Source organism: Brevundimonas denitrificans (assembly GCF_030160755.1).
In the GTDB taxonomy this organism is placed as follows: domain Bacteria; phylum Pseudomonadota; class Alphaproteobacteria; order Caulobacterales; family Caulobacteraceae; genus Brevundimonas; species Brevundimonas denitrificans.
The window spans coordinates 1-23335 of sequence record NZ_BSOY01000030.1 but is presented as its reverse complement, the minus strand read 5'-3'; the positions used below and the strand labels follow the sequence as shown (position 1 = coordinate 23335).

The window sequence follows — 23335 nt, the reverse complement described above, 5'->3', positions numbered from 1 at the left end:
GTTTCGCGCCACACAGTCCTTGTTATGTAAACGGCCGCCTCTGGAACGCCTTCATCATCGACCCATTTGTGTCCTCGCTGGATGGGGCTGGTGACGAAAGTCACCGCATCTAGAGGATACAAGAAACAATGCGTAACATTCTTCTCGCGACCGCCGCCCTTACTCTGATCGCCGCGCCGGCCATGGCCCAGAGCATCTCCTCCCCGCAGGTCTCGGGCTCGGTCGGCTACACCGTCCTGGACGGCGACGACGCCAACCTCGGCGCCGTCACCGGCCGCGTGACCGCCAGGGTGTCCCCGTATTTCGGCGTCGAGGGCGAAGCCTCGTTCGGCGTCAAGGACGACGACGTCACCGTCGGCGGCGTGACCGGCGACCTGTCCCATGAATATGACGTCGCCGCCTATGGCGTCGCCACCCTGCCGATCAACGAGAATTTCGAACTGTTCGGCCGCGTCGGCTACGGCACGACCCAGATCAAGGCCGACGTCGCGGGCTTCAGCGCGACCGAGGACGGCGAGAGCGTCAACTACGGCGTCGGCGCCAACTACTTCTTCGACGCGCAGAACGGCGTCCGCGCCGACTGGACCCGCCGCGACTTCACCGACGACAACGGCGGTGAACTGGACACCTACGGCCTGAGCTACGTCCGCCGCTTCTAGGACCTCATCGCCTGAACGACGAAGGCGCGCATCCCTCGCGGGGTGCGCGCCTTTTCGTGGGTTCAACCGTGTGGGATCAGGCGACGCCGGGTTGCAGGGCCCACCGCATCGAGCCTTCGCCGAAGGGTTTGAAGAACAGGTCGCGATAGCGTTCGAACGCCTCGACGATCTTGTTGGCGAGGTCCTGGGCGACGGTCTCGCCGCGCTGTCGTTTCATGGCGGCGACGCACTGGACGACGTCCCGCTGGTGGGCCGAGCCGCCCATCCGTCTGAGCACCGCGGCGATGTCCTGCGCCAGCGGATCGATCTGTTTCGCCCACGGATTGGTGTTCTGAGTCATGCGGGACGCCCCCTTGTTCTCGACACAAGCGAACCGGTCGCAAAATCTTGCGGACGATGCAAGCGTGACCGCGAATTCGTGATCAGGGGGAAAGTTTGGAGCCGCGACGACCGAACGGCGTTCATGCCTGATGACCTCAAATCGCCTCGCCATCCTCGCCGTATTGACGCTTGCCGCATGCGGCCAGGCCGGGACCAATCCGCCGACGGATCCGGCCGCGCCGATCGATACGCCGGAGGCCGAGGCCCCGCCGCCGACCCCGCCGCCGGGCGTCGGCTCCATCCTGCCGGGATCGGGACCGCAGACCTTCGTGGGTCGCTGGGCCGCCAACGTCGGCTGGTGCGCCAATCTGCAAGGCGCGGAGCGGCCGATCGAGATCACCACCACCCGGTTCGAGGGCTATGAGAACAGTTGCGGCATCCTGTCGATCACCCAGGTCGCCGACGGCTATCAGGCGGCGCTGGCCTGCGCAGCGGAGGGGCAGACCTCGAACGAGCGAATCCAGATGGCGGTGCATGGCGAGGGCATGCGCCTGACCTGGCTGAACCGGAACAATGCGGTGATCAGCCTGGTGCGCTGCCCCGCGCCGGCGGCGGCCGTCGCGCCTCAGGGATAGGCGCCGACCTCCGCCAGGCCCGATCCGTCGCCATCGGCGGCGAGCGTCGCCGTCGCCTGTTCCCCCGCGACCGAGAGCACCAGCCGGTGCGTCCACAGCGGGAAGACCGCCGTCCCGTTCTCGACCGGCTGTGAGACGGTCATCACCAGCGCGTCCTGCTCCTCGCGTCGGGCGAGGATGCGCACCACCGCCAGCGTCGGCGTGAGGCGCTGCAGTTCGAACCGCACGTCCATCGGCCCGATCAGGTCGGTGTCCGATTCCTCGATGTCCAGCGCGGCGAGATAGCGGGACAGCGGGGTCGAGGACCGGTCCGTGGTCGTCAGCCAGCTCCGCCCCGTATCCGGCCACAGGCCTTCATAGCGGCCGCCCCGGCGACGGAAGCAGGTCTGCTGGTCGTCCTGACGGCCGAACACGGTCATGGCCGAAACCGGGGCGCACCAGAAGGTCGACAGGCTGCGCGTCCCGAGCGCCGAGGTGCGCAACACCTCCACGCGGTGCGCCACCGTGCCGGCGGCGATGCGCGGGCTCATCGAGCCCTCGATGACCGTGTCCTGCCGGAAGCGGCCCGTTCGGGCGTGTTCCATCGAGCCCGAGGCCAGCACGCCGCCGCGCGCCACCGGTCCCGCCGCGACGGCAAGGCGTTCCGGCCGAAGCAGGACCCCGCCGATGACGCCCGGCGTCGGTTCGATCGGCGCGGCGTCCTCGTCATCGTCGGCGCGCAGCGCCCGCGCCAGCCCTTCGCCGCCCGCCACGGTCTGGTCGACCGGCGGCGCAATGCGGCGGCTGGTGACGGTCAGGGCGTCGCGATACCGGTTCGGCGTCAGGGTCAGCTCGAGGCCGTCATAGACCCAGGCCGCGACGCCGCCGGTCATCGGCACATCGACGGTCGTCATCGGGAAGGTGGAGGTGCGTCCTTCTTCCTGACCCGGTCCCACGATCCGGCGTGAAAGCCGCACCTGGCCCTCGCGAATTCGCACGAAGGCCACGGTCAGCGAAAAGGCGCTGTTCGAGGCGGCGGGCGTGACGGCCACCCGCGGCGCCCGCGCGTCGACGTCGGCGAAGGTCAGGCTGGTCACCAACCACCAGGGGAAGAACGAATACAGCGGGCCGCCGAGATTGGCCTGGCCGTCGGGCGTGTGCACCATGCAGACCGTGGCGGGCGACCAGCGCGATCCGCGCCGCTCCTCGCCGATGCCGCACCAGGCCTCGAGCCTGTCCGACTGTTCGGCGGCCACCCCGGCCGAGAAGCGCCGGTGCGTCACCAGCGTCCCGGCGGCCATGCGGCGATCCGCCGTGGCGATGGTCGCATCCAGCCGTCCCTCCTCGACCAGCCGGAGCGGCGCGATCAGGACGGGTTGGTCACGCCGCGCGGCGGGGTGGACCTCGGGCTCGCCCGCGGGCTCCAGCCCGATGAAGGCGGCGGTGAACCGTTCCGACAGGCCCACCGGCGCGGCGGCTCCCGGATCGATTTCGGCGGCCGGCGGCGCCGGCGGCGCGGCCGGCTCCTGGGCAAGGGCGACGGTCGGAACGAGGGCCAGGACGGCGATCAGCAACAGGCGGCGCATTCGATCCTCACGCAACAGGAAGATGAAAGGCTAGCCTTGAACGATCATCCGTTGAACAGGAAATTCATCACGTCGCCGTCCTTGACGACATAGCTCTTGCCCTCGGCGCGCAGCTTGCCCGCCTCGCGCGCCTTCGCTTCGCCCTTCAGGGCGACGAAGTCGTCGAAGGCGATGGTCTCGGCGCGGATGAAGCCCTTCTCGAAATCGGTGTGGATCACGCCCGCCGCCTGCGGCGCGGTGGCCCCGATCGGGATCGTCCAGGCGCGCGCTTCCTTGGGCCCCACGGTGAAATAGGACTGCAGGCCCAGCAGGGCGTAGGCCTCGCGGATCAGCCGGTTCAGGCCAGGTTCCGCCAGGCCGAGGCTCTCGAGGAACTCCGCCTGTTCCTCGGCGTCCAGCACGGCCAGTTCGGAATCGATCTTGGCCGAGATGACCACGGCCTTGGCGTTGTCCTGGGCGGCGCGCGCCGCGACCAGGTCGGACAATTCATTGCCCTTGTCGGCCGAGTTCTCATCGACGTTGGAGACATAGAGCGCCGGCAGGGAGGTCAGCAGCTGCAGCATGTGCCACGCCTTCTCGTCCTCCTTGTCGACTTGGACCACGCGGGCGGGCTTGCCGGCGCGCAGGGGCGTCAGGGCCATGTTGATCAGGCGCAGGGTCTGCTGCGCGTCCTTGTCCCCGCCCTTGGCCTTCTTCTCGACGTTGACGACCCGCTTCTCGAGGCTTTCGAGGTCGGCCAGCATCAGCTCGGTCTCGATGATCTCGAGATCGCTGATCGGGTCGATGCGGTTCTCGACGTGGGTGATGTCGTCATCGATGAAGCAACGGGCCACGAAGGCCACCGCATCGCAGTCGCGGATGTTGGCCAGGAACTGGTTGCCCAGGCCCTCGCCCTTGGACGCGCCGCGCACCAGGCCGGCGATGTCGACGAAGGTGATCCGCGAGGGGATGATTTCCTTCGACCCGGCGATCGACGCCAGCACCTCAAGCCGCGGCTCGGGCACGGCCACATCGCCCGTATTGGGCTCGATGGTGCAGAACGGATAGTTGGCGGCCTGCGCCGCCGCCGTCTTGGTCAGGGCGTTGAACAGGGTGGACTTGCCGACATTGGGCAGGCCGACGATCGCGACTTTCAGGGCCATGGTCTTGGGGAGGTTCCTCGTGAGCGCGAGCCTTTAGCCGGTCGTGACCGGTTTGTCAGGCTCGGGCGTTGTCGGGCGGGTCAGGCGGCGGCGGGGGCGGCCGTCCCGCCGGTCTCCGCCACGGCCGGCTGGCCGACGGTCGCGGTCACCTCAACCGGCGGCGAGGACTCGAAGGTCAGGGTCAGGGCGACGGTGTCGCCGGCGACCAGGGGCTCCTTCACCCCCATCAGCATCAGGTGGTTGCCGCCCGGCTCCAGGGTCACGGTCTCGCCGGCGGGCAGGGGGAGGCCTTCCCTCAGTTCGCCCATCATCATCATGCCGCTCTCGATCCGGCTTTCGTGGATCTGGACCATGTTGGCGTCAGGGCTGTTGACCGAGACCAGCCGGTCGGCGGTCGCGGCGGTCAGGGTCAGGTAGCAGCCGGTCATCTGGCGGCCGACCGGGGTCGGGCGGCAGATCGCGCCCGCAACCCGCACGGTCGCGGCTTCGCCGGACCCCCCGGCGTCGCCCGGACTGCAGGCGGCGAGGGTGAGCAGGGCGGCGACGAGGATCAGGGGACGGGTCATGACGGCTCCTTGGGCGACGGCGGGTCTAGCTCCCGCGCGCGCCGGCGACAAGGCGGCGGCCTGTCACGCTTGCCAATGGACAGCCCCCTGAGCGCGTGACACGCTTTCACACGCAGTCCGGGAGCCTCCGCATGAATGTCCGCCTCAACCTGATGACCGGCGCCGCCGCCCTGGTCCTGCTCGCGGGCGCGCCGGTCGCGGCCCAGGAGGCCCAGGACGGCTCAGGCGGCCCCGACGCCGTCTCACTGACCATCTACAACCAGAACATCGCCCTGGTAGAGGATACGCGCTCCCTGACCGTGCCCGCGGGCCGTTCGCGGCGCGAATTCCCTGGCGTCTCCGCCAGCATCCGGCCCGAGACGGTCGGCCTGTCCGGCCGCGGCCTGTCGGTCGTCGAGCAGAATTTCGACTATGACCTGCTGACCCCCGACAAGCTGATGCAGTCGGCGGTCGGCGACGAGATCGGCATCGTCCGCACCAATCCCGGCAGCGGGGCGCAGGAGACGCAGCGGGCCACGGTGCTGGCCGCCAACCAGGGCGTGGTGCTGCGGGTCGGCGACCATATCGAGGTCCTGCGCGACGACGGCGTGCCCACGCGGGTGATCTTCGACGAGGTGCCCGAAAATCTGCGCCCGCGGCCGACGCTCAGCGTCACCCTCGACGCCGAGGGGGCGGGGCAGCGCGACGTCACCCTGACCTATCTGACCACCGGCCTGCAGTGGAAGGCCGACTATGTGGCCCGTTTCAACGAGCGGGCGGGGCGGCTGGACCTGACCGGCTGGATCACCCTGACCAACCAGTCCGGCGTGACCTTCACAAACGCCGACACCCGGGTGGTGGCGGGCGATGTGTCGCTGATCAACAACAACAGTCCCTACGGACGGGGCTATCCGCAGCCGCCGCGTCCGGCGGTGCGGGGCAATGGAACAGAGCAGGGCGGGGCCCAGGGCCTGGCCGACGTCTACATCTATCCGCTGCCCGAGCCGGTCACCGTGGCCAACAACCAGACCAAACAGGTCGGGCTGATCGACGTCGCCGATGTGCCGGCCTCGAAACGCTATCTGTTCGAGGCCGACAGCTTCACCACGGAGACGGATCCGCGCGCGGCGGAGGTGGCGGTGATCTTCTCCAACGACCGCGCCTCGGGCGTGGGGACCCAGCTGCCGGCCGGGGTCGCCCGTGTCTATGTCAATGACGAGACCGGCGAGCCCCGCTTCATCGGCGAGGATCAGGTGGCCCACACGCCCGCCGGATCGGACATCGTCATCACCACCGGCCAGGCCTTCGACGTCACCGTCCAGCCGCGCGTCGTCTCCAGCCAGGCAGCGCCCAAGCCGGCCTACTACCGTTGGCGGACCCGGTTCGAGATGGAGTACGCGGTCCGCAACGCCCGCTCCGAGGCCGTCGTGGTCGAGGTCCGCCAGCACGGCCTGGGCCGCGACACCCGGCTGGAGGACCAGTCGATCGAGGGGGTGGTCCAGGACGCCAACACCATCGTCTGGCGCGTGCCCGTGCCCGCCAACGGCGAGACCGTGCTGACCGCCGCCGTCGTCACCGGCGGCTGATCGCCGTGCGGTGCCTGATGCTCGCCGCGGCCCTGGCCGCGCTGGCGGGACCGGTCCTGGCCCAGGTCGAGGTGATCTCGCCGGGATCGGAGCGGACGGCGGTGGTGATCTATCGCGATCGGCCCGTGGACACGGCGGCGCTGCTGGAACGGTCGAACCAGCCGTGGGAGCGACTGGATCAGGAAGGTCTGGCCCTGATCGTCGAGACACGGACCATCGACCTGCCCGCAGGCGAGGCTGTCATCCGGCTGCGCGGCGTGGCCACCGGCATCGTGCCCCAGACGGCGACCCTGGACGGCCTGCCGGCGCAGGTCCTTGAGCGAAACACTGACTTCGACCTGCTCAGCCCCGGCTCGCTGCTGCAGCGGTCCGTGGGCGAGGTGGTGCGGGTGGTGCGCACCAATCCGGCGACGGGCGAACAGGTCGAGAAGGCCGCCATCGTCCGCTCGGGGCCGATGGGGACGGTGCTGGAGATCGACGGGCGGCTGGAGGCCCTGAACTGCTCCGGCCTGACCGACCGCATCCTGTTCGACCGCGTGCCGGAGGGGCTCAGCGACCAGCCGGTGCTGTCGATCCGCACCCGGGCGGAGACGGCCGGGCGGCATACGGTGACCCTGGCCTATCTGGCCACCGGGCTGCAATGGTCGGCGGACTATGTGGCGCGGCTCAATCCCGATGGCCGTTCACTGGCCCTGACCGGCTGGATCACCCTGGCCAATTTCGGCGGCACGGGCTTCGCCGACTCGCCGGTGCAGGTCGTGGCGGGCAATCTGAACCGCGACGGGGACACCGTGCCGGTTGAGGCCGTGGAAGTGGCCCGGGCTCCGGTCTGCTGGCCGCTCGATACGACGACGGGCGCGCCGGAGGACGTCGTGGTGACGGGGTCGCGGGTGCGAGGGGTCGTGTACGCGGCGAGCCCTGTGATCCAGGCCAGCCGGGGAGATCTGTTGACGGACATCGACGAAGTCGTCGTCACCGGCAGCCGCACCGTCCGCCTCGGCGAACTGGGCGACTACAAGATCTACACCCTGCCCGAACCGACCGACGTCAATGCGCGTCAGACCAAACAGGTGCAGTTCCTGGAACAGGCCGACGTCCGGTTCACCCGGACCTACGCCACCATGGTCCTCGCCGGGGATGACGATGAGGTCGTCCAGCCCGGCCTTCTCCTGCGGTTGATAAACGAGGAAGAGATGGGTTTGGGGCTGCCCCTGCCGGGCGGCGGGGTCAGCCTGATGGAGACCCAGGCCGGTCGTACGGTGTTCGCCGGCCAGGCGCGGTTCGAGGACAAGGGGGTGGGGCTGCCGGTCGAACTGTTCTTCGGCGAGGCCATGGACCTGACGGTCGAGCAGGAAACGGTCGCCGAGGAGACTCTCGGCCGAAGGGATGACTACGAGCGGATGCGCGCCTCGCTCGCGATCACCGTCCGGAACGACAAGCCGCAGCCGGTGGAGATCGAGATTAGGCCTGGCGAGTCGAACCACCGCGGCTTCCGCATCGTCCGCTCAAGCGCGCGGAGCGTGATCGCACCGGGCGGCTATCCGATCTGGCGGCTGCGCATACCCGCGGGCGGCAGCCAGATCCTGACCTACACCATCGAATACGAGAACTAGCCCTCGCCCCGCGCGGCCTTCTCCGCCGCCTGGCGCGGGCTGAATTTCGGGGCTGGCGCGAGGCGCATGACCTCGGCCTGGTAGCGGTCGTCGTCGCCGGCGAGGGCGAAGGGCAGGGCGTCGGCGACGGCGTCCAGCATCGGCTCCAGCCAGGTCCGGTCGGCCTTGTGGAAGTCGCTCAGCACATGGCCGTGCACCAGCGTCGGGTCGCCGGGATGGCCGACGCCCATGCGGCCGCGGCGGAAGTCCGGGCCCAGCTGGCTGATCAGGCTGCGCACGCCGTTCTGGCCCGCCGCCCCGCCGCCGGTCTTCATGCGGAAGCGGCCGGGGGCCAGGTCGATCTCGTCATGGAAGACGATGACCGCGCCGGGCTGGACCTTGTAGAAGCGCGCCGCCTCGGCCACGGCCCGGCCGCTCTCGTTCATGAAGGTCTGGGGCTTCATCAGCAGGACGCGCACGGGACCAGCCGCCGTGGCGACCTCGCCCTCGCGGATCACCGACTGGAATTTGGCCCGCTCGGGCCCGAACGACCAGCGCCGCGCGATCTCGTCGGCGGCCATGAAGCCGATGTTGTGGCGGTTGCCCTGGTATCTGGGGCCCGGATTGCCCAGGCCGGCGATGATGATCATGGCGCGAGGTCCGGATAAGGAAACGGCCCCGTCCGTTTCCGGATGGGGCCGTTCCAGTAGCAGTTTGTCGAAGGGCGATCAGCCCTCGGCGGTGTCTTCCGCGGCGGCTTCGCCGGCTTCCTCGGCGGCGGCCTGTTCGGTCGCTTCGACCTCGGCGGCCACTTCCGCGTCGTGGGCTTCGTCGGCGGCGGCCGAGATGGCGGCCGAAGACGTCTTGATCGAGGCGATCACGAAGTCACGGTCGGTGATGGTGGGCTCGACGTCCTTGGTGCCCTTCAGGTCGGTCCAGCGGATGGTGTCGCCCATCTTGTGGCCGGCCAGGTCGACGATCAGGTCTTCCGGGATGTGATCCGCGCGGACCTTCACCTCGACCGAGTGACGGACGATTTCCAGCGAACCGCCCTGACGGAAGGCTTCGCACTGGTCCTGGTTGATGAAGTGCACCGGCACCTCGATCTTGATGGTCTGCTTTTCATCGACCCGCATGAGGTCGAAATGCAGGGGACGGTCGGTGACCGGGTCGAACTGGACATCGCGCGCGATGACCGGCTGCGATTCCTTGCCGTACTTCAGCGTCACCAGGTGACCCAGCAGCTTGCCGGTGTAGAGCGACTTGCGGAAGTCGCGCTCGTTCACCGAGATAGCCACGGGGGCCTTGTCGCCGCCGTACAGTACGCCCGGGACCATGCCCGCGCGGCGCGCGGCGCGAGCGCCGCCGGTGCCGACGCCATCACGGACGTCCACGTTCAGAATGATCTCGGCCATCGCCTCGCCTCAACAACACAAACGCCGCGCTGACCAGTCAGCCCTCGCGGCGGGGTCTCGGGACCCTGAATTCAAGAGCGCGGGTCATTACACGCCAACCGGCGCGGACGCAACCGCCCCGGACGTCATTGCGACGCCGGAAGGGAAACTACCGTCAGCGCCCGCTGTTCAGGGCCGAGGTCGCGGAGACCGACGCCGCCGCCGCCGCCTCGGCCACCGGCGTCTGCACCGGGGCGGAATCCGGCGCTCCGCCGGCCACGGCGGTCGCCGGGACTTCAATGGGAGCCGGGGTGATGTTCTGGGCCGTACAGGTGGCCAGATCGCGCGCCACATGGCGTCCGACGCAGAACATGTCCTCATAGCTGGGCCGCGAGGCGGCCAGGCACTGGAACAGCATCAGCTTGGACATGTTGAGGCAGAACTCGCTGTTCTGCTCGACCGTCAGGGCCTCGGTATTGGCCCGGGCGTCCTCTCCGCCGGCCCCGAGCGCAGCCAGGGCGGCCACGGCCAGCGACCGGGCGACCGCCGGCGTATAGGGCGGTCCAGCGCGTGCCGGACTCAGGGACAGGCCCGTGCCCGAGTTGGCGGCGGTGAACAGGCGGGCCGATTCCTCGGGCGAGGGAAGCATCTGCACCGCCGACAGGGCCTTGGCGCCCTCAAGCCGCGTCACGCGGTCGGCGATATGGGCGGTGGCCCAGCGGCGGCGCGGGTCGTTGCGCGCCTGGATGGTGTAGGCGTCCTCCTCGACGGCCTCGGCGATCACCAGCATGGCCGCCGAATCACGACCGATGGTGTCGATGATCAGGCCGGCGGCGGCGTCGGCGCCGGGCAGGGTGGCGGCATAGGCGGGATCGGCCACGATGCGGGCGATCATCTCCCGGCGGTCCGCCGGATCAGCGGCGCGGCCGCGAACGCCCTGCACGAATTCCGGCGACTGCAGCGCCAGGATCGAGCCGTAGGCGATCATGCCGCGCGACAGCTGGGCCGGTTCATAGGAGGCGCCCCGGCGGATGGCGGCCTGGATCGCTTCGGCGCTGGTGAAGCCGGCCTGGATGCTTCCGGCCTCGCGCATGAAGGCGACATAGATCGAAGCGGCCTGGGCCACGCCCTCGTTCAGGCTGACCGCGGGCAGAGGCGCGTGAACCGGAGGCGGCGGGGCCGGCGCGGGCGCGGGTTCCGGCTCCGGAGTCGCGCAACTGGCCAGAAGGGCGGCGATGGCGGCGGCCGCCAACGAAAGGCCGCGACGCGGATGAGCCTGAAACATGCGAAATCCCCACAAGGACGCCCGGCGCGTCGAGGCGCCGAAGTTCGATGGCTTATAACGCGGGGAGAACCGTTTTCCGACCGTTAATCGAACAGTTTGGACACGGATTCCTCGTTGGCGATCCGCCGGATAGCCTCGCCGATCAACGGGGCCACGGAAACCGTCCGGATTTTCCCGCAGTTCAAAACTTCGTGGGGCTGCTCGATGGAGTCCGTGATCACCAGTTCCTTCAGCGGTCCGTCGGTGATCCGCTGCACGGCCGGCCCCGACAGCACGCCATGGCTGATATAGGCCGACACCTCGGTCGCGCCCTTGTCCATCAAGGCCTTGGCGGCATTGACAAGGGTGCCGCCGGAATCGACGATGTCGTCGAACAGGATGCAGCGCCGGCCGTGGACGTCGCCGATGATGTTCATCACCTCGCTCTCGCCGGCCCGGGCCCGGCGCTTGTCCACGATGGCCAGGTCGGCGTTGAGGCGCGACGCCAGCGTGCGGGCCCGCACGACGCCGCCCACGTCGGGCGAGACGATCATCAGGTCGTCGCCGCGCGGGTAGTGATCCTTGATGTCCTGGGCCAGAACGGGGGTGGCGACCAGGTTGTCGGTCGGGATGTCGAAGAAGCCCTGGATCTGGCCGGCGTGCAGATCCATCGTCAGCACCCGGTGCGCCCCCGCCCGGGTGATCATATTGGCCACCAGCTTGGCCGAGATGGGCGTCCGGCCGCCGGTCTTCCGGTCCTGCCGGGCATAGCCGAAATAGGGCATGACGGCCGTGATCCGCCGCGCCGACGCCCGCACCAGGGCGTCGGTCATGATCAGCAGCTCCATCAGGTTGTCGTTGGCCGGATAGCTGGTCGACTGGATGACGAAGACGTCCTCGCCGCGGACGTTCTCCTCGATCACCGCGAAGACCTCATTGTCGGCGAACCGTTTCACCTGGGCCTTGGTCAGGGGCATGTCGAGGTGGGCCGCGATGGCCTGGGACAGGGTCCGGTTGGAGTTGCCAGAGAGCAGCTTCATGTCCGGTCATCCTTTCGCCGTCATCGCCCGGCTGAGAATGCGTCCGCGGCGTTGGCGCGCTACATACCAGCGGACGGCCCGGCCACAAGGCGCGGCGCGCCATTTTGGCGCTCTTCTTCGCGCATTGGCGTGGGCAGGTTCGCTGGTGTAGAGATCGCGTCTCGTTTTTCGGGGGCGCCGACGGGTCCGCGCCCGCCGGCATTTCAAGTTGAGGTCGTCCTTGCCTGCTTCCAAATTCCGCGCCGGCCTGGTCCTGGCCACCGTGGCTGTTTCGGCCCTGACGATCTCGGCCTGCGGCGCCCGCACCGAGCGGCCGCGCCTGGCCTATGAGGAGCGCCCGGTCGAGGCCCTCTACAACACCGGCTACCAGCGCCTGCAGCGCAACCGCTGGGCGGATGCGATCGACTATTTCCAGGAGGTCGAGCGCCAGCATCCGTATTCGGAGTGGTCGCGCCGCGCGATCCTGATGCAGATCTACGCCTACTATCAGAACAACAACTACGCCGAGGCCATCGCCGCGTCGGACCGGTTCATCCAGCTGTTCCCCGGCAATCCCAGCGCGCCCTACGCCTTCTACATGAAGGCCCTGTGCAATTTCGAACAGATCACCGACGTGGGCCGTGACCAGGGCTATGCCCAGGCCGCGCTTGACGGGCTCAGGGACGTGCAGCGCCGCTATCCGGGCACGTCCTACGCCATCGACGCCACGGTCAAGATCGACATGGTCAACGACCAACTGGCCGGCAAGGAAATGGCCATCGGCCGCTACTACCAGCGCGCGGGCCAGCCGCTGGCGGCGCTCAACCGCTACAAGGCCGTCATCGACAACGAAGCCTACCAGCGCACCTCGCACACGCCCGAGGCTCTGTACCGGCTGGTCGAGGTCAATCTTTCGCTCGGCCTGACGGAAGAGGCGACCCGCAACGGCGCCGTCCTCGGCTTCAACTATCCGGGCAGCCCCTGGTACGCCGAGGCCTACGCCCTGCTGTCCGAAGACGGCCGCCGGCCGGACGTCGCCCCGACTGGCCAGCGCGAAAGCTGGCTGCGCCGGATCATTCCGGGCTGACGTTTCCGATATGTTCCGCTAACCTCGGGCTTTACCCGGGGCGTGAATGGCCAGCATCCTCCGGCGTCGCCCGAGAGATCGATTCGCTTTGCCTCTTCCTGATCCCCGCGCCCGCCATCCCCGCGCTGCTGGTCCCGTGAGCCTCGACGGATCGCGTCCATGCTGACCGCCCTGTCCATCCGCGACATCGTGCTGGTCGATGCGCTCGATCTTGAGGTCGACGGCGGCCTCACCGTGCTGACCGGCGAGACCGGGGCCGGAAAGTCCATCATCCTCGACGCCCTCGGCCTGGCCCTGGGCGCGCGCGCCGACGCCGGCCTGGTGCGGGCCGGGGCCAAACAGGCCTCGGCCACCGCTGTCTTCACCGCCCCTGACGACCCGGCCCTGATCGCCCTGATCAGCGAGCGGGGCTTCGACGTCGCGCCGGGCGAGGAGCTCATCCTGCGCCGGACCCTGGCCGCCGACGGCCGCAGCCGCGCCTTCGTCAACGACCAGCCGGCGGGCGTGACCGCCCTTCGCGAGATCGGCCAGGCCCTGGTCGAGGTGCACGGCCAGCACGAGACCGTCGGCTTGCTGGACTGGAAGACCCACCGCGCCCTGCTGGACAATTACGGCGGGCTGCAGCCGCAGCTGGACGGCGTGGCCGCCGCCGCGGAGCGACTCAAGTCCGCCGAACGCACCGTCGCCGACCTCAAGGCCGCCGCCGCCGACGCCGCCGCCCACGCCGAGGAGCTGACGCAGAACCTCGCCGACCTCGACGACCTCGACCCCCGCGCCGACGAGGAGACCGAACTGGCGGGCGAACGCGCCATCCTCGGCGCCGCGGAAAAGGCCGTGGCGGATCTCGCCGACGCCCGGACCTCGCTGGGCGGGGACAAGCTGTCCCAGAAGCTGTCGGCGGCCCTGCGCGCCGTCGAGCACGCGCGCCAGCGGGCCGGGCAGGCGGGCACGGACCCCGAGCACCCGCTGCTGCAGAAACTGGCCGCCGCCGCCGAGGCCATCGACCGCACCATGGTCGAGGCCGAGGAGGCCATCGCCTGCGTCGACGCCGCCGCCCACGCCTTCGATTTCGAGCCCGGTCGCCTCGACAAGGCCGAGGAGCGTCTGTTCGCCCTGCGCGCCGCCGCCCGCAAGCTGAACACATCGGTCGACAGCCTGCCGGTGCTGCGCATCCGCTTCCGCGAACAACTGCGGCTGATCGAGGACGGGGCCGAGGCCATCAGCGCCGCCGAACGCGCCGCCTCGGCCGCGCGCGAGGCTTATGACGTGGCCGCCATGCTCCTGACCTCGGCGCGCGAGGCCGCCGCCGACCGGCTGACCGCCGCCGTGATGGACGAACTGGCCCCGCTGAAGCTGGAGCGCGCCCGCTTCCGGGTCGCCTTCGAACCGGTCGCCGAGGGCCGTCGCGGGCCGCTGGGCGTCGAGACCGTCCGCTTCGAGATCGCCACCAACGCCGGAACCCCCTTCGGCCCGCTGGACGCCATCGCCTCGGGCGGCGAACTGGCCCGCTTCGCCCTCGCCATGAAGGCGGCGCTGGCGGGGCGCGAGGACCAGCGCCAGCCGGTGATGATCTTCGACGAGGTCGACCAGGGCATCGGCGGCGCCGTCGCCTCCGCCGTCGGCGCGCGGCTGGAGCGCCTCTCGCGCGGCGCCCAGGTCCTGGTCGTGACCCACAGCCCCCAGGTCGCGGCCCGCGGCCACGCTCACTGGAAGGTGCGCAAGGCCGACGCGGGCGGGGTGACCACCACCACGGTCGATGCGCTGGACGACGACGCCCGCCGCGAGGAGATCGCGCGGATGCTGTCGGGGGCGGTGGTGACGGACGAGGCGCGGGCGGCCGCGCGGTCGCTGATCGGCTGATGGGAGAGGCGGCGGCCCGCGTCGCTTCAGGTGGACCTGATGGGTGTCGCTTTGGGGTGGGAGGCGGACATCATACCGACAGGGGTCAGGATTGACTGCTGACCGCTGCAATCCCCCGCGTCACCTCGGCCCGGTCTGCCGCCGATAAGTCCATGCCGGCCGCTGCCCTGTACTTCTCGCGCGCCTGCTGGGATCGGCCTTCCGCCTCTAGCGCCCTGGCCCAGGCAAGATGCAGCCCTCCCCAGCGGGGTGTGTGCTCGGCGGCGGCCGCGTAGCGGCGCAGGGCCTCGCGGGCGCGCCCGAGGCGGACGAGGGCGTCGGCCTCGCCCTTGACCGGATCGGCCCAGCGCGGGCCCTTTGCCTGCGCTGTCCGGAAGAGCGTCAGCGCACCGGCCCCATCGCCAGCCTCCAGTCGGCTGCGGCCGAGGGAGTCATAGGCCACGGGAATGGAGGGGGCGATCCGGATGGCCTCCCGCCACCAGTGTTCTGCGGCGCGACGGTTCCCGGCCAGGGCTGCGACATGCCCGCGCGCCACGACGCAGTCGTAGCAATCCAGCGGCGTCTGATCGATCAGCGCCCGCGCTTCCTCTGCCCGTCCGCCGAGCGCCAGACCCTGGGCGACCAACGGGTAGACGGCTGTAGGGCCGTACAGGTTCAGGTAGGCCATCTCTTCGGGCGCCGTTTGGCGTGCGGAGTTCACCTGTGCGTCGAACAGGTCCTTCAGCGCCTGTGCGTTCGAGCCGGCCCCCGCCGCGTCACCGAGATCGAGCGCGGCGGCGACCGCGAAGTCGGCCAGGACGCTGTCGTAGTCTGGCCGGTCCACCTCTGTGACCGGCAAGGCCGAGATCATCGTTCGCGCGTGGCTCCAGTCATGGGCCAGCATCGCGATCGTGGATTCGTACGAGGCCATCATTGGGGCTGGGGCTGCTCGATCCGGGGCGACCGCTCTCAGGTCCCCGAAGGCTGCGGCAAAGCCGTCGATATCCCCCAGTCGGTACGCGATCCAGATCCTGCTGATGGCATCGTTGGTCGCCCCCTCGATCGGGTTGTACCCGCTGCCGTCTCGACGCCACGATGACATGGATGCGCGATAGTATCTCAGCGTGCTCTCCTCCCGTCCAACCGCGAGGTAGGCGTTGCCCAGATTTCTGAGCGCCGGAACCATCCGGGGATCGAGTTCCAGGGCCTGCCGGGCGTTGAAAATGGCCGCGTCGATGTCGCCCCTGCTGCGGTGGAACACGCTGAGACCATTGAAAGCCCAACGGCGCTCCAGCGGATCGGCGGCGCGGGTCAGGGCGATCAGGGCGGCCTCGGATTCCGCATATCGCCCCTCGCCTTGCAGAAAGATGGCGTAGCGATACGGTTGGGTCACGCCGTAGACACGTTCGGCGCCCAATCGCACCAGTTGGTCGAGATCACCGTTGTCCGACGCCACCGGCGCGGACGACAGCACGCCCGCCCGGGTGGTCATGGTCAGAGTTCCGTCCTGCCCTGTGACGATCTCTCCACTGATCCTCGTCTCCTTTCCCAGCGTCTGGCGCAGAGCGCGCCAGACCTCGCCGATGGAGAAGCCGGCGTCGAGGACATTGACCTCGACATTGTCCTGCCAGTTGCTGGAATAGCTGCTCTCGGCCCGAATCGAGTTTGTCTGGTCCTGCATTTCGGCGAGACGGTCCAGCACCCTTGCCGCGACCACCTCCCCGGTCACGCCCCGCTCCGCGAGGGCTGGCGGCACGCTGAACGGCTCCACGATCAGGGAGCGGCTCTGGCTCGCAGCCCAAAGAGCGGCCGCCAAACCGAGCAACAGGACCGCAGCCGCGCCGATAAACAGCCAGCGCGTGAGGCGCTGCAGCCTGAGCAGGGCCCACTCCTCCTGTTCGCGCCGGCTCTGGACATCCAGCAGGACCGCGTGCTTCTCGAGCACGGCCCGCGCCGAGGCGTGCTGATCCGCGCCGGTGGCGATCGCCTTCATGGCGATCTCGACCGCATCCGGGGTGTCGGGCATCTCGTCGAGGCGCGACGCGGGTCGACGGCGGGGGCGCCGCGCAAGGGTTTCTTCCGTCATGGCGCCACTCCCCGCCCCGAGCGAACATGACTCGATGACTAACGGTTGAACCTTTCCCGCATAAGGGGTCCGGTCAAGTCAATCGTGCGAACACGGCGGGGGCGATAGAGCTCAAAACCAGGTGCTGGCGGCTGGAATCGTAAAGTGAAGGGCGAGCTCCCGGGAGCTGTCGGGCGGCGCGCCTGATGTTCGCCAGGTCCGCGAGGGCGAGCAGGATCACGGACCTGATCCGTTGATTGCGGCCCCCTCACACCACCGGAAGCGGTCGCAGGGCGGCTCAGGGTCGGACCCGGTCAAGGGCGTCGCGCCCCGCTCCGGGCATTCCTCGCCCGCGCCGGGCGCTGGACGGCGTCGGCGACTGCGGCGTCGGAGCGCCGAAATCTACCCCCGCCAAGGTGTGTATTCTCGCCCCCTGTCTTCTCGCCCCTTGAGGACCGTGATCCGCCCCTTTCGACCCTCTGACGCGCGCCGTCATCGCGCCGGAACCGGCCCGACGACCGTTTCTGACGCAGGCGCGTGCATAGTGGTGAAATGCCCGCCGGGCCTGGGTCTTTGACATCACAAAAGCCGTCGCCGCCACCGTCCAGGGGCCGACGAACCATCCGTTGCGGATCCGGCCGGTTCGGCGGCGTCACCGCCGACATTTTTTGTCCGGAAAGCGAGACTCTCGCCCCCTCGGGCCTAACCCCGCAACACCTTCAGCAGCTGCGGATGCAGGTCCGAGTTCGTCGCCAGGATCTGCCCGCCCGTTTCCGGCCGGCCCTCGCCGTCGATGGTCGTGACGATCCCGCCCGCCTCGGTGACGAACAATATGCCCGCCGCCACGTCCCAGGGCTGGAGGTTGCGTTCATAGTAGGCGTCGTACCGCCCCGCCGCGACCCAGGCGAAGTCCAGGGCCGACGAGCCGAGGCGGCGGATGCCGGCGACGCGCTGGCCGATGGCGTGGATGTCCTTGATGGCCTGGGCGTGGCCGGTCTTGCCGATGAAGGGCAGGCCGGTGGCGATCAGGCTTTCCGACAGGTCGCGGCGCGCCGCGACGCGGATGCGCTGGTCGTTCAGATAGCAGCCCTTGCCCTTCTCGGCCCAGAACAGCTCGTTCATGACGGGGTTGTAGGTGACGCCGGCCACGATCTCTGAGCTGCCGTCCGGCGCCGTGCGCTGCAGGCCCACCGTGATGGCGAAGTGGGGCATGGCGTGCATGAAGTTGGTGGTGCCGTCGATCGGGTCGACGATCCACAGGTGGGACTTGTCGGTCCCCTCGATCAGGCCGCGCTCCTCGCCCAGGAAGCCGTAGCCGGGGCGGGCCTTCATCAGCAGTTCGTAGAGGGTGTCCTCGGCCTTGACGTCGGCGGCGGTGACGAAGTCGCCGGGACCCTTGCGCGACACCTGCAGCTGGGCGACCTCGCCGAAGTCGCGTAGCATCGGCCGGGCGGTCTTGCGGACCGCGTCGATCATGACGGAAACGAGGGCGGAGGCGAGGGCCATGGGGATCTCCTGGTCCGAAGGTCCTTGAAAGGCGTCAGCCCGGACAGTCGGAGAAGTTCAACGGCCCCGGATGGGGCCGAGTGGTTGGTGGTTAGTGGCTAGTGACCAGTGTCGTTGGAGTACCAGCCGCCGGTTCGAGAACCGCAGCCACCAGCCACTAACCACTGGCCGCTAATCACTATTCAGCGCGCCGAACGTACTCGCCCGTCGTCGTATCGACGACGATGCGCTCGCCCACGCCCATGTAGGGCGGGATCATGATGCGGACGCCGTTGTTGGCGATGGCCGGCTTGTAGGACGACGAGGCGGTCTGGCCCTTCACGGTGGGCTCGGTCTCGACGACTTCCAGCGTGACCTGATCGGGCAGGGTCAGGCCGATGGGCCGGTCCTCGTGCATCTCAATCACGACCTTCATGCCGTCCTGCAGATAGGCGACGCGGTCCTCGCCGACCCAGTCCTTCTGCAGCTCGGTCTGCTCGTAGGTGGCGTCGTCCATGAACACCAGGGCGTCGCCCTGCTCGTACAGATAGGAGAACTCCTTCTGCTCCAGCGTGACGCGCTCGACCTTGTCTTCCGACCGGAAGCGTTCGTTCAGCTTGTTGCCGGTCTCGAGGTTCTTGGCCTCGACGTTGGCGAAGGCGCCGCCCTTGCCGGGCTTGACGTGGCTGGCCTTGGTCACGACCCACAGGCCCTTGTTGTGCTCAAGGACCATGCCGGGCTTGATGGTGTTGCCGTTGATCTTCGCCATGGGTGTCTCGGAAGGGATTGGGCGCAGCCTGCGACGGCGCGCGAACGGGCGCAGTCCCTAGAGGAAGCCGCGCCATCCGGCAAGGCATGGGCCGGGCAGGGGTCGCTCAGTGCACGGTCGGACGGTGTTCGGCCCTGCGCCCGATGAGATTGGCCATGTGCACGCTCCCGCCGGTCGGAGACGCCAGCTTGCCGGCCTCGGCGTCCAGCTTGCGCGCCTCGTGGGCGAAGGCGGCGGCCAGACCCGCCGAGGACATGGCCGCCGCGATCTGCAGGCTCCGGCTGGCCGGCCGCATGGCGATCCACACGGCGTTCAGCGCCTGGGCCGCCGCCCAAAGGGCCATGGCGGTGGTCCGCTCGGGCCGGGCGGGGGCGTTCCATACCCGCACCGCCGACAGGGTGGTGACCGAGAACACCGCCGGCAGGATCAGGCTCAGCGGCCCGCGCGGCCGCTCGGTGATGGGGGCGTCGTCATCGGCGAGCGTCTGCGGGCGAGGCCGGATGGTCCGCCGGGCGAACAGGGTTGCGGCGAGAGCGAAGCCGACGGTCACGGCGACGCCCAGCGCCACATGACCGGCGCCCCGCCCTTCGGCGTTGAGGAAGCTCGCCGCCGCATCCTGGACGTCGTCGAGTGCGTGTTCGATCGTGGTCATTCCGGCTCCCTCATGTGGCCGGAGCGGAATGAGCGGGCCGGGCCGTCAGTTCCCGGTCGCGCTCTTGTCCGGCGCGATTTCGGTCATGGCGGACTGCAGATAGTTCTGCTCGCCCAGCTGTTCGATCAGTTTGAACTGCGCCTCGAGGAAGTCGATGTGCTCCTCGGTGTCGTTGAGGATGCGCATCAGGATGTCGCGGCTGACGAAGTCCCGGGCCGCCTCGCACTGGGCCACGCCGGCCATCACCGTCTCGCGTCCGCCCAGCTCCAGCTGCAGGTCGGCGCCCAGGCATTCGACCGCGGTCTCGCCGATCTTCAGCTTGTGCAGGTCCTGCAGGTTGGGCAGGCCATCGAGGAACAGCACCCGCTTGATCAGCATGTCGGCGTGTTTCATCTCGCCGATCGATTCGTCGTAGATGATCTGGCCGAGATGCTTCAGGCCCCAGCTTTCGAACATCCGGGCGTGCAGGAAATACTGGTTCACCGCCGTCAGTTCGTTGGTCAGCACCGCATTGAGCGTGCGGATGATCGCGGGATCGCCCTTCATCGTCATTCTTTCCGTCAGCGGCGCGGCGGTCGGCCCGACCGGCGTGAATCACCGTCTGTGAATGGTTATTTTAGCACGCAATGCCGCCTTGTGTTCACCTGCGAACACTTCTCACGACATTGAAAATGCGAATGAATCTCCCGTCACGGAGGGCAGGGCTATTCGGCCGCCATGGCGAAGGACTGGCGGGTTTCCTGGATCATCTCGCGCATTTCACAGACGCATCGGGCGCATTGGACGGCGCACTGGTTGCGGGTGAAGACATCGCGCGGCCGGGTCGCACCGGCCTCGATGGCGGCGGCGACGTCACGCTTGCGAAGACCGTTGCAGTTGCAGACGTACACGGAAGGCTGGACCCGACTGGTTGCGAATGGTTCGCTATAGCAGACAGGGCGCGGCGAATGCAAGTCGTTCGCAGAGAGCGAGTTGACGGCGCGCCGCAACCGTCGCACTTCCCGGCCATGTCCAGGACCCCCGTCGCTACCGAACGCCCGCCGTGCCGGCTGTATCTGATCACCCCGCCCGCCATCCCCGATCTCGGGGCCTTTGCCCGCGATCTGGAGGCGGCGCTGGACGCGGGGGACGTGGCGGCGCTGCAGATCCGGCTCAAGGACGCCGACGATGCGGCTGTCCTGGCCGCGGTGGCCGCGCTCAAGCCGATCGCCCAGGCCCGGGGCGTGGCCGTCATCCTCAACGACCGGCCCGATCTTGCGGCCCGCTCGGGTTGCGACGGCGTGCATCTGGGACAGTCCGACGGCTCCGTCAGCGCGGCGCGCACCATGATGGGCCGGGACGCCATGATCGGCGTCACGTGCCACGACAGCCGTGAACTGGCCATGGACGCGGCCGAGGCCGGGGCGGACTATGTCGCCTTCGGCGCCTTCTTCCCGACCACGACCAAGGCGACGCTTCATCGCCCCGATCCGGAAATCCTGGGCATCTGGCAGGAGACGGTGGAGGTTCCCTGCGTCGCCATCGGCGGGATCACGGCGGCCACCGCCGGTGAGCTCGCACGCGCCGGGGCCGATTTCGTGGCTGTCAGCGCCGCCGTCTGGAACCATCCGGACGGGCCCGCGGCCGCGGTTCGGGAACTGGATCGGGCCCTGACCTCAATCGCCTGACCTTCAGGGGATATTAGGAAGCGAAGGGCTAGGAAAACGGCTGACATCCCGCCGTTCGGACCCGAAGATGACCATGAGCCGCGCGCTCGAACCTCTAGAGCCTGTCGTCGGCGCAGACATCCCGGCCAGGGCGCGCTTCGGCGCAGGCGCGCGTCCGGGGGGCGTCGGCCAGCCGATGGCGCCCGTCTTCACCGCCATGGCCGTCCTGGTGCTGGTCGTTCTGTCCCTGACCTTTGCGCGGTCGGCCGGCGTGGTGGCGGCGCTGTGGGGCGCGGCGGGAGTCGCGGTCGCCGTCTGGCTTCGAACCTCGCGGGGGCCGCTCTATGACCTGTCTTTCGGCGGGCTGATCGCGGCCGGAATCGCGGCCGGCGAGCTGCTCGTCGGCAATTCGACCGAGCTGACGGTGATGTTCACCGTCGCCAACATGCTGGAGATCTATCTCGCCGTGCTGCTGGCGCGGCGGTTCGCTCCGACCCTGAACCTCGCCTCCGTGCAGGGCGCCTGCCGCTTCCTGCTGGCCGCCGCCGTCGTCGCCCCCATCCCTGCAGCGGCCTTCGCCGCCGGCATGCTCTGGTGGATGACAGGCGCTGACTTTCTGGATTCCGCCCAGACGTGGTGGTTCGGTCATGCCCTCAGCATCGCCGTTCTGTCGAGCTTCGGCCTGGCCCTGACCAAGCGGGAGATCGCACGTTACCGGGCGCCGGCCCGCGCCATCGAGGCGGCGGTCTTGCTGGGCGGGCTGACGGTCCTTTGCTACACAGTGTTCTCGCAGCAACCGTTGCCGATCGGCTTCGTCACCATGCCGCTCCTTCTGCTCATCGCAGTCAGGCTGCGCATGCTCGGGGTTACAGCGGCGCTCGTCATGATCACCCTCCTGGCCGTGGGCGGCAGCATGCGGGGCTATGGTCCCTATGCGGTGGCGTTCGAAGGCCCGGACCGCGCCCTGATGGCGCAGCTGCTCGTGCTGTTCGGCTATATGCCGATCATGCTGGTCGCCGCCCTGCTGGAAGAGCGCGACCGTTTCGCCGACCGGGCCCGCCTGGGTCAGGTGCGCGCTGAAAGGGCGTCCGAAGCCAAGTCGCGCCTGCTCGCCAACGTCGCCCACGAGATCAAGAGCCCCGTCGGCGGTGTGATCGGCATCGGGGAACTGTGGAAGGCCGGTCAGTTGGGCCCGGTTTCGGCCACCCAGGTCGAGATGGCCGACATGCTGGTCAAGACCGCCCGTCAGGTCGAGGCCCTGGCCCACGACCTGCTGGACGTGGCCCGGGCCGAGTCCGGCGCGGTCAAGGTCGAGCTTCGTCCGACGGATGTGCCCGGCGTGCTTGAGGATGTGCGCCGCGCCACGGCCTTGCGACCCGACGCCCTGGGGATCCGGCTGGACGTGATCAGCGAAGGCGACGGCCTTGTGGCCCTGGCCGACTCCCAACGCCTGACCCAGGTCATCGCCAACCTGGCCTCCAATGCGGTCAAGTACGGGGGGGCCGGCGGCGTGGTCGTCTTCCGCGCGAGCAAGGTCTACGACGGCGTGCGGATCGAGGTCATCGACCGCGGCGGCGGGCTGTCGGTCGAGAAGCAGACCCAGCTGTTCGAACCCTTCAACCGGCTGGGCCTGGAGCGTTCGACGGTCGAGGGCCACGGCATCGGCCTGGCCCTGGCCAAGCGGCTGGTCGAACTGCAGGGCGGCTCCATCGGCGTGACGTCGGCGCCCGGCGAAGGCGCCACCTTCTGGGTCGAACTGCCCGCCGCCTGACCCGGGCCTTGCCGTCCGGGGGTTGAAGGGGGATTGTCGCCCCCATGAAAATCATCGTCACCGCCGCCGCCCTCCTGCTCGCCGGAGCCGCGCACGCCCGGACGCTTCCCGTCCAGACTCCGGCTCCCGCTCCCGCGCAGGTTCCTCCCGCCAGCAGCCTGACCCGCGACCTGAACAGCGGCCCGCCGGCTCCGGCGGTCTATCTGGCCCCGGCCCCGACTCCAGCGCCCGTGGTCGCACCGGCGCCGGCCTCGCCGCCTGCGGCTGCGGCGATCCCTCCGGCTCCGCGACCGGCGGCG

At 69.2% G+C, this 23335-nt stretch carries 22 protein-coding genes and 1 pseudogene; 9 read left to right on the top strand and 14 right to left on the bottom strand.

The annotated features are described in order from the left end of the window. The first annotated feature begins 128 nt into the window (after window positions 1–128). Complete coding sequence (locus tag QQJ79_RS08195) at window positions 129–659, top strand: porin family protein (protein ID WP_284222441.1); 531 nt, start codon at window positions 129–131, stop codon at window positions 657–659. A 76-nt stretch (window positions 660–735) separates the two neighbouring features. Here QQJ79_RS08195 and QQJ79_RS08190 read toward each other — a convergent pair whose 3' ends face one another. Beyond that, entirely contained in the window at window positions 736–999 is a 264-nt protein-coding gene (locus QQJ79_RS08190) for a hypothetical protein (RefSeq protein ID WP_284222440.1), read from the bottom strand. A 130-nt stretch (window positions 1000–1129) separates the two neighbouring features. Here QQJ79_RS08190 and QQJ79_RS08185 point away from each other — a divergent pair, with 130 nt between their 5' ends. Further along, window positions 1130–1615, top strand: a complete 486-nt coding sequence (locus QQJ79_RS08185) for a hypothetical protein (protein ID WP_284222439.1) — start codon at window positions 1130–1132, stop codon at window positions 1613–1615. On the opposite strand, the gene QQJ79_RS08180 is transcribed toward QQJ79_RS08185, so the two are convergent. The 3 genes from QQJ79_RS08180 to QQJ79_RS08170 form a co-directional block, all read right to left on the bottom strand. Continuing rightward, the gene (locus QQJ79_RS08180; RefSeq protein ID WP_284222438.1) at window positions 1606–3180 is read right to left on the bottom strand and encodes a hypothetical protein; all 1575 of its coding nucleotides are present in this window, start codon (window positions 3178–3180) and stop codon (window positions 1606–1608) included. The two genes, QQJ79_RS08185 and QQJ79_RS08180, sit on opposite strands and share 10 nt — an antisense overlap. 44 nt (window positions 3181–3224) lie before the next feature. Next, on the bottom strand, window positions 3225–4322 hold the full coding sequence (gene ychF, locus QQJ79_RS08175; protein WP_284222437.1) for a redox-regulated ATPase YchF: 1098 nt from the start codon (window positions 4320–4322) through the stop codon (window positions 3225–3227). A gap of 80 nt (window positions 4323–4402) precedes the next feature. After that, window positions 4403–4888, bottom strand: a complete 486-nt coding sequence (locus QQJ79_RS08170) for a copper chaperone PCu(A)C (protein ID WP_284222436.1) — start codon at window positions 4886–4888, stop codon at window positions 4403–4405. Between the two features lie 131 nt (window positions 4889–5019). On the opposite strand from QQJ79_RS08170, the gene QQJ79_RS08165 reads away from it, so the two are divergent. Together QQJ79_RS08165 and QQJ79_RS08160 are read left to right on the top strand one after the other, a co-directional pair. Continuing rightward, window positions 5020–6453, top strand: a complete 1434-nt coding sequence (locus QQJ79_RS08165; protein ID WP_284222435.1) for a DUF4139 domain-containing protein — start codon at window positions 5020–5022, stop codon at window positions 6451–6453. A gap of 17 nt (window positions 6454–6470) precedes the next feature. Then, window positions 6471–8066, top strand: a complete 1596-nt coding sequence (locus tag QQJ79_RS08160; protein WP_284222434.1) for a DUF4139 domain-containing protein — start codon at window positions 6471–6473, stop codon at window positions 8064–8066. On the opposite strand, the gene pth is transcribed toward QQJ79_RS08160, so the two are convergent. From pth to QQJ79_RS08140, 4 genes are all read right to left on the bottom strand, one after another. Then, complete coding sequence (gene pth / locus QQJ79_RS08155; protein ID WP_284222433.1) at window positions 8063–8695, bottom strand: aminoacyl-tRNA hydrolase; 633 nt, start codon at window positions 8693–8695, stop codon at window positions 8063–8065. The genes QQJ79_RS08160 and pth overlap by 4 nt on opposite strands. Before the next feature lie 78 nt (window positions 8696–8773). Continuing rightward, window positions 8774–9460 carry a 50S ribosomal protein L25/general stress protein Ctc gene (locus QQJ79_RS08150; protein WP_284222432.1) on the bottom strand — a complete coding sequence of 229 codons (687 nt, stop codon included), beginning with the start codon at window positions 9458–9460 and terminating at the stop codon, window positions 8774–8776. 154 nt (window positions 9461–9614) lie between these two features. Further along, entirely contained in the window at window positions 9615–10724 is a 1110-nt protein-coding gene (locus QQJ79_RS08145; protein ID WP_284222431.1) for a hypothetical protein, read from the bottom strand. Window positions 10725–10807: 83 nt separating this feature from the next. Further along, window positions 10808–11743, bottom strand: a complete 936-nt coding sequence (locus QQJ79_RS08140) for a ribose-phosphate pyrophosphokinase (protein ID WP_284222430.1) — start codon at window positions 11741–11743, stop codon at window positions 10808–10810. Between the two features lie 220 nt (window positions 11744–11963). Here QQJ79_RS08140 and QQJ79_RS08135 point away from each other — a divergent pair, with 220 nt between their 5' ends. Together QQJ79_RS08135 and recN are read left to right on the top strand one after the other, a co-directional pair. Further along, entirely contained in the window at window positions 11964–12809 is an 846-nt protein-coding gene (locus QQJ79_RS08135) for an outer membrane protein assembly factor BamD (protein WP_284222429.1), read from the top strand. Between the two features lie 159 nt (window positions 12810–12968). Continuing rightward, window positions 12969–14669 carry a DNA repair protein RecN gene (recN, locus tag QQJ79_RS08130; RefSeq protein WP_284222428.1) on the top strand — a complete coding sequence of 567 codons (1701 nt, stop codon included), beginning with the start codon at window positions 12969–12971 and terminating at the stop codon, window positions 14667–14669. 85 nt (window positions 14670–14754) lie between these two features. Here recN and QQJ79_RS08125 read toward each other — a convergent pair whose 3' ends face one another. From QQJ79_RS08125 to QQJ79_RS08100, 6 genes are all read right to left on the bottom strand, one after another. Beyond that, the gene (locus QQJ79_RS08125; RefSeq protein ID WP_284222427.1) at window positions 14755–16734 is read right to left on the bottom strand and encodes a tetratricopeptide repeat protein; all 1980 of its coding nucleotides are present in this window, start codon (window positions 16732–16734) and stop codon (window positions 14755–14757) included. A 681-nt stretch (window positions 16735–17415) separates the two neighbouring features. Beyond that, window positions 17416–18219 carry an inositol monophosphatase family protein gene (locus QQJ79_RS08120; RefSeq protein ID WP_284222426.1) on the bottom strand — a complete coding sequence of 268 codons (804 nt, stop codon included), beginning with the start codon at window positions 18217–18219 and terminating at the stop codon, window positions 17416–17418. A gap of 178 nt (window positions 18220–18397) precedes the next feature. Beyond that, entirely contained in the window at window positions 18398–18967 is a 570-nt protein-coding gene (efp, locus tag QQJ79_RS08115) for an elongation factor P (protein ID WP_284222425.1), read from the bottom strand. 106 nt (window positions 18968–19073) lie between these two features. Then, the gene (locus tag QQJ79_RS08110) at window positions 19074–19619 is read right to left on the bottom strand and encodes a tryptophan-rich sensory protein (RefSeq protein ID WP_284222424.1); all 546 of its coding nucleotides are present in this window, start codon (window positions 19617–19619) and stop codon (window positions 19074–19076) included. Between the two features lie 45 nt (window positions 19620–19664). Beyond that, on the bottom strand, window positions 19665–20165 hold the full coding sequence (gene bfr / locus QQJ79_RS08105; RefSeq protein ID WP_284222448.1) for a bacterioferritin: 501 nt from the start codon (window positions 20163–20165) through the stop codon (window positions 19665–19667). Window positions 20166–20323: 158 nt separating this feature from the next. Then, a complete protein-coding gene (locus QQJ79_RS08100; protein WP_284222423.1) occupies window positions 20324–20509 on the bottom strand; it encodes a (2Fe-2S)-binding protein in 186 nt (61 codons plus the stop codon). Window positions 20510–20626: 117 nt separating this feature from the next. On the opposite strand from QQJ79_RS08100, the gene thiE reads away from it, so the two are divergent. The 3 genes and pseudogenes from thiE to QQJ79_RS08085 form a co-directional block, all read left to right on the top strand. Beyond that, a complete protein-coding gene (gene thiE, locus QQJ79_RS08095; protein WP_284222422.1) occupies window positions 20627–21286 on the top strand; it encodes a thiamine phosphate synthase in 660 nt (219 codons plus the stop codon). A 73-nt stretch (window positions 21287–21359) separates the two neighbouring features. Continuing rightward, a complete protein-coding gene (locus tag QQJ79_RS08090; protein WP_284222421.1) occupies window positions 21360–23036 on the top strand; it encodes a sensor histidine kinase in 1677 nt (558 codons plus the stop codon). A gap of 44 nt (window positions 23037–23080) precedes the next feature. Then, window positions 23081–23335, top strand: a pseudogene (locus QQJ79_RS08085) (hypothetical protein); the annotation flags it as partial.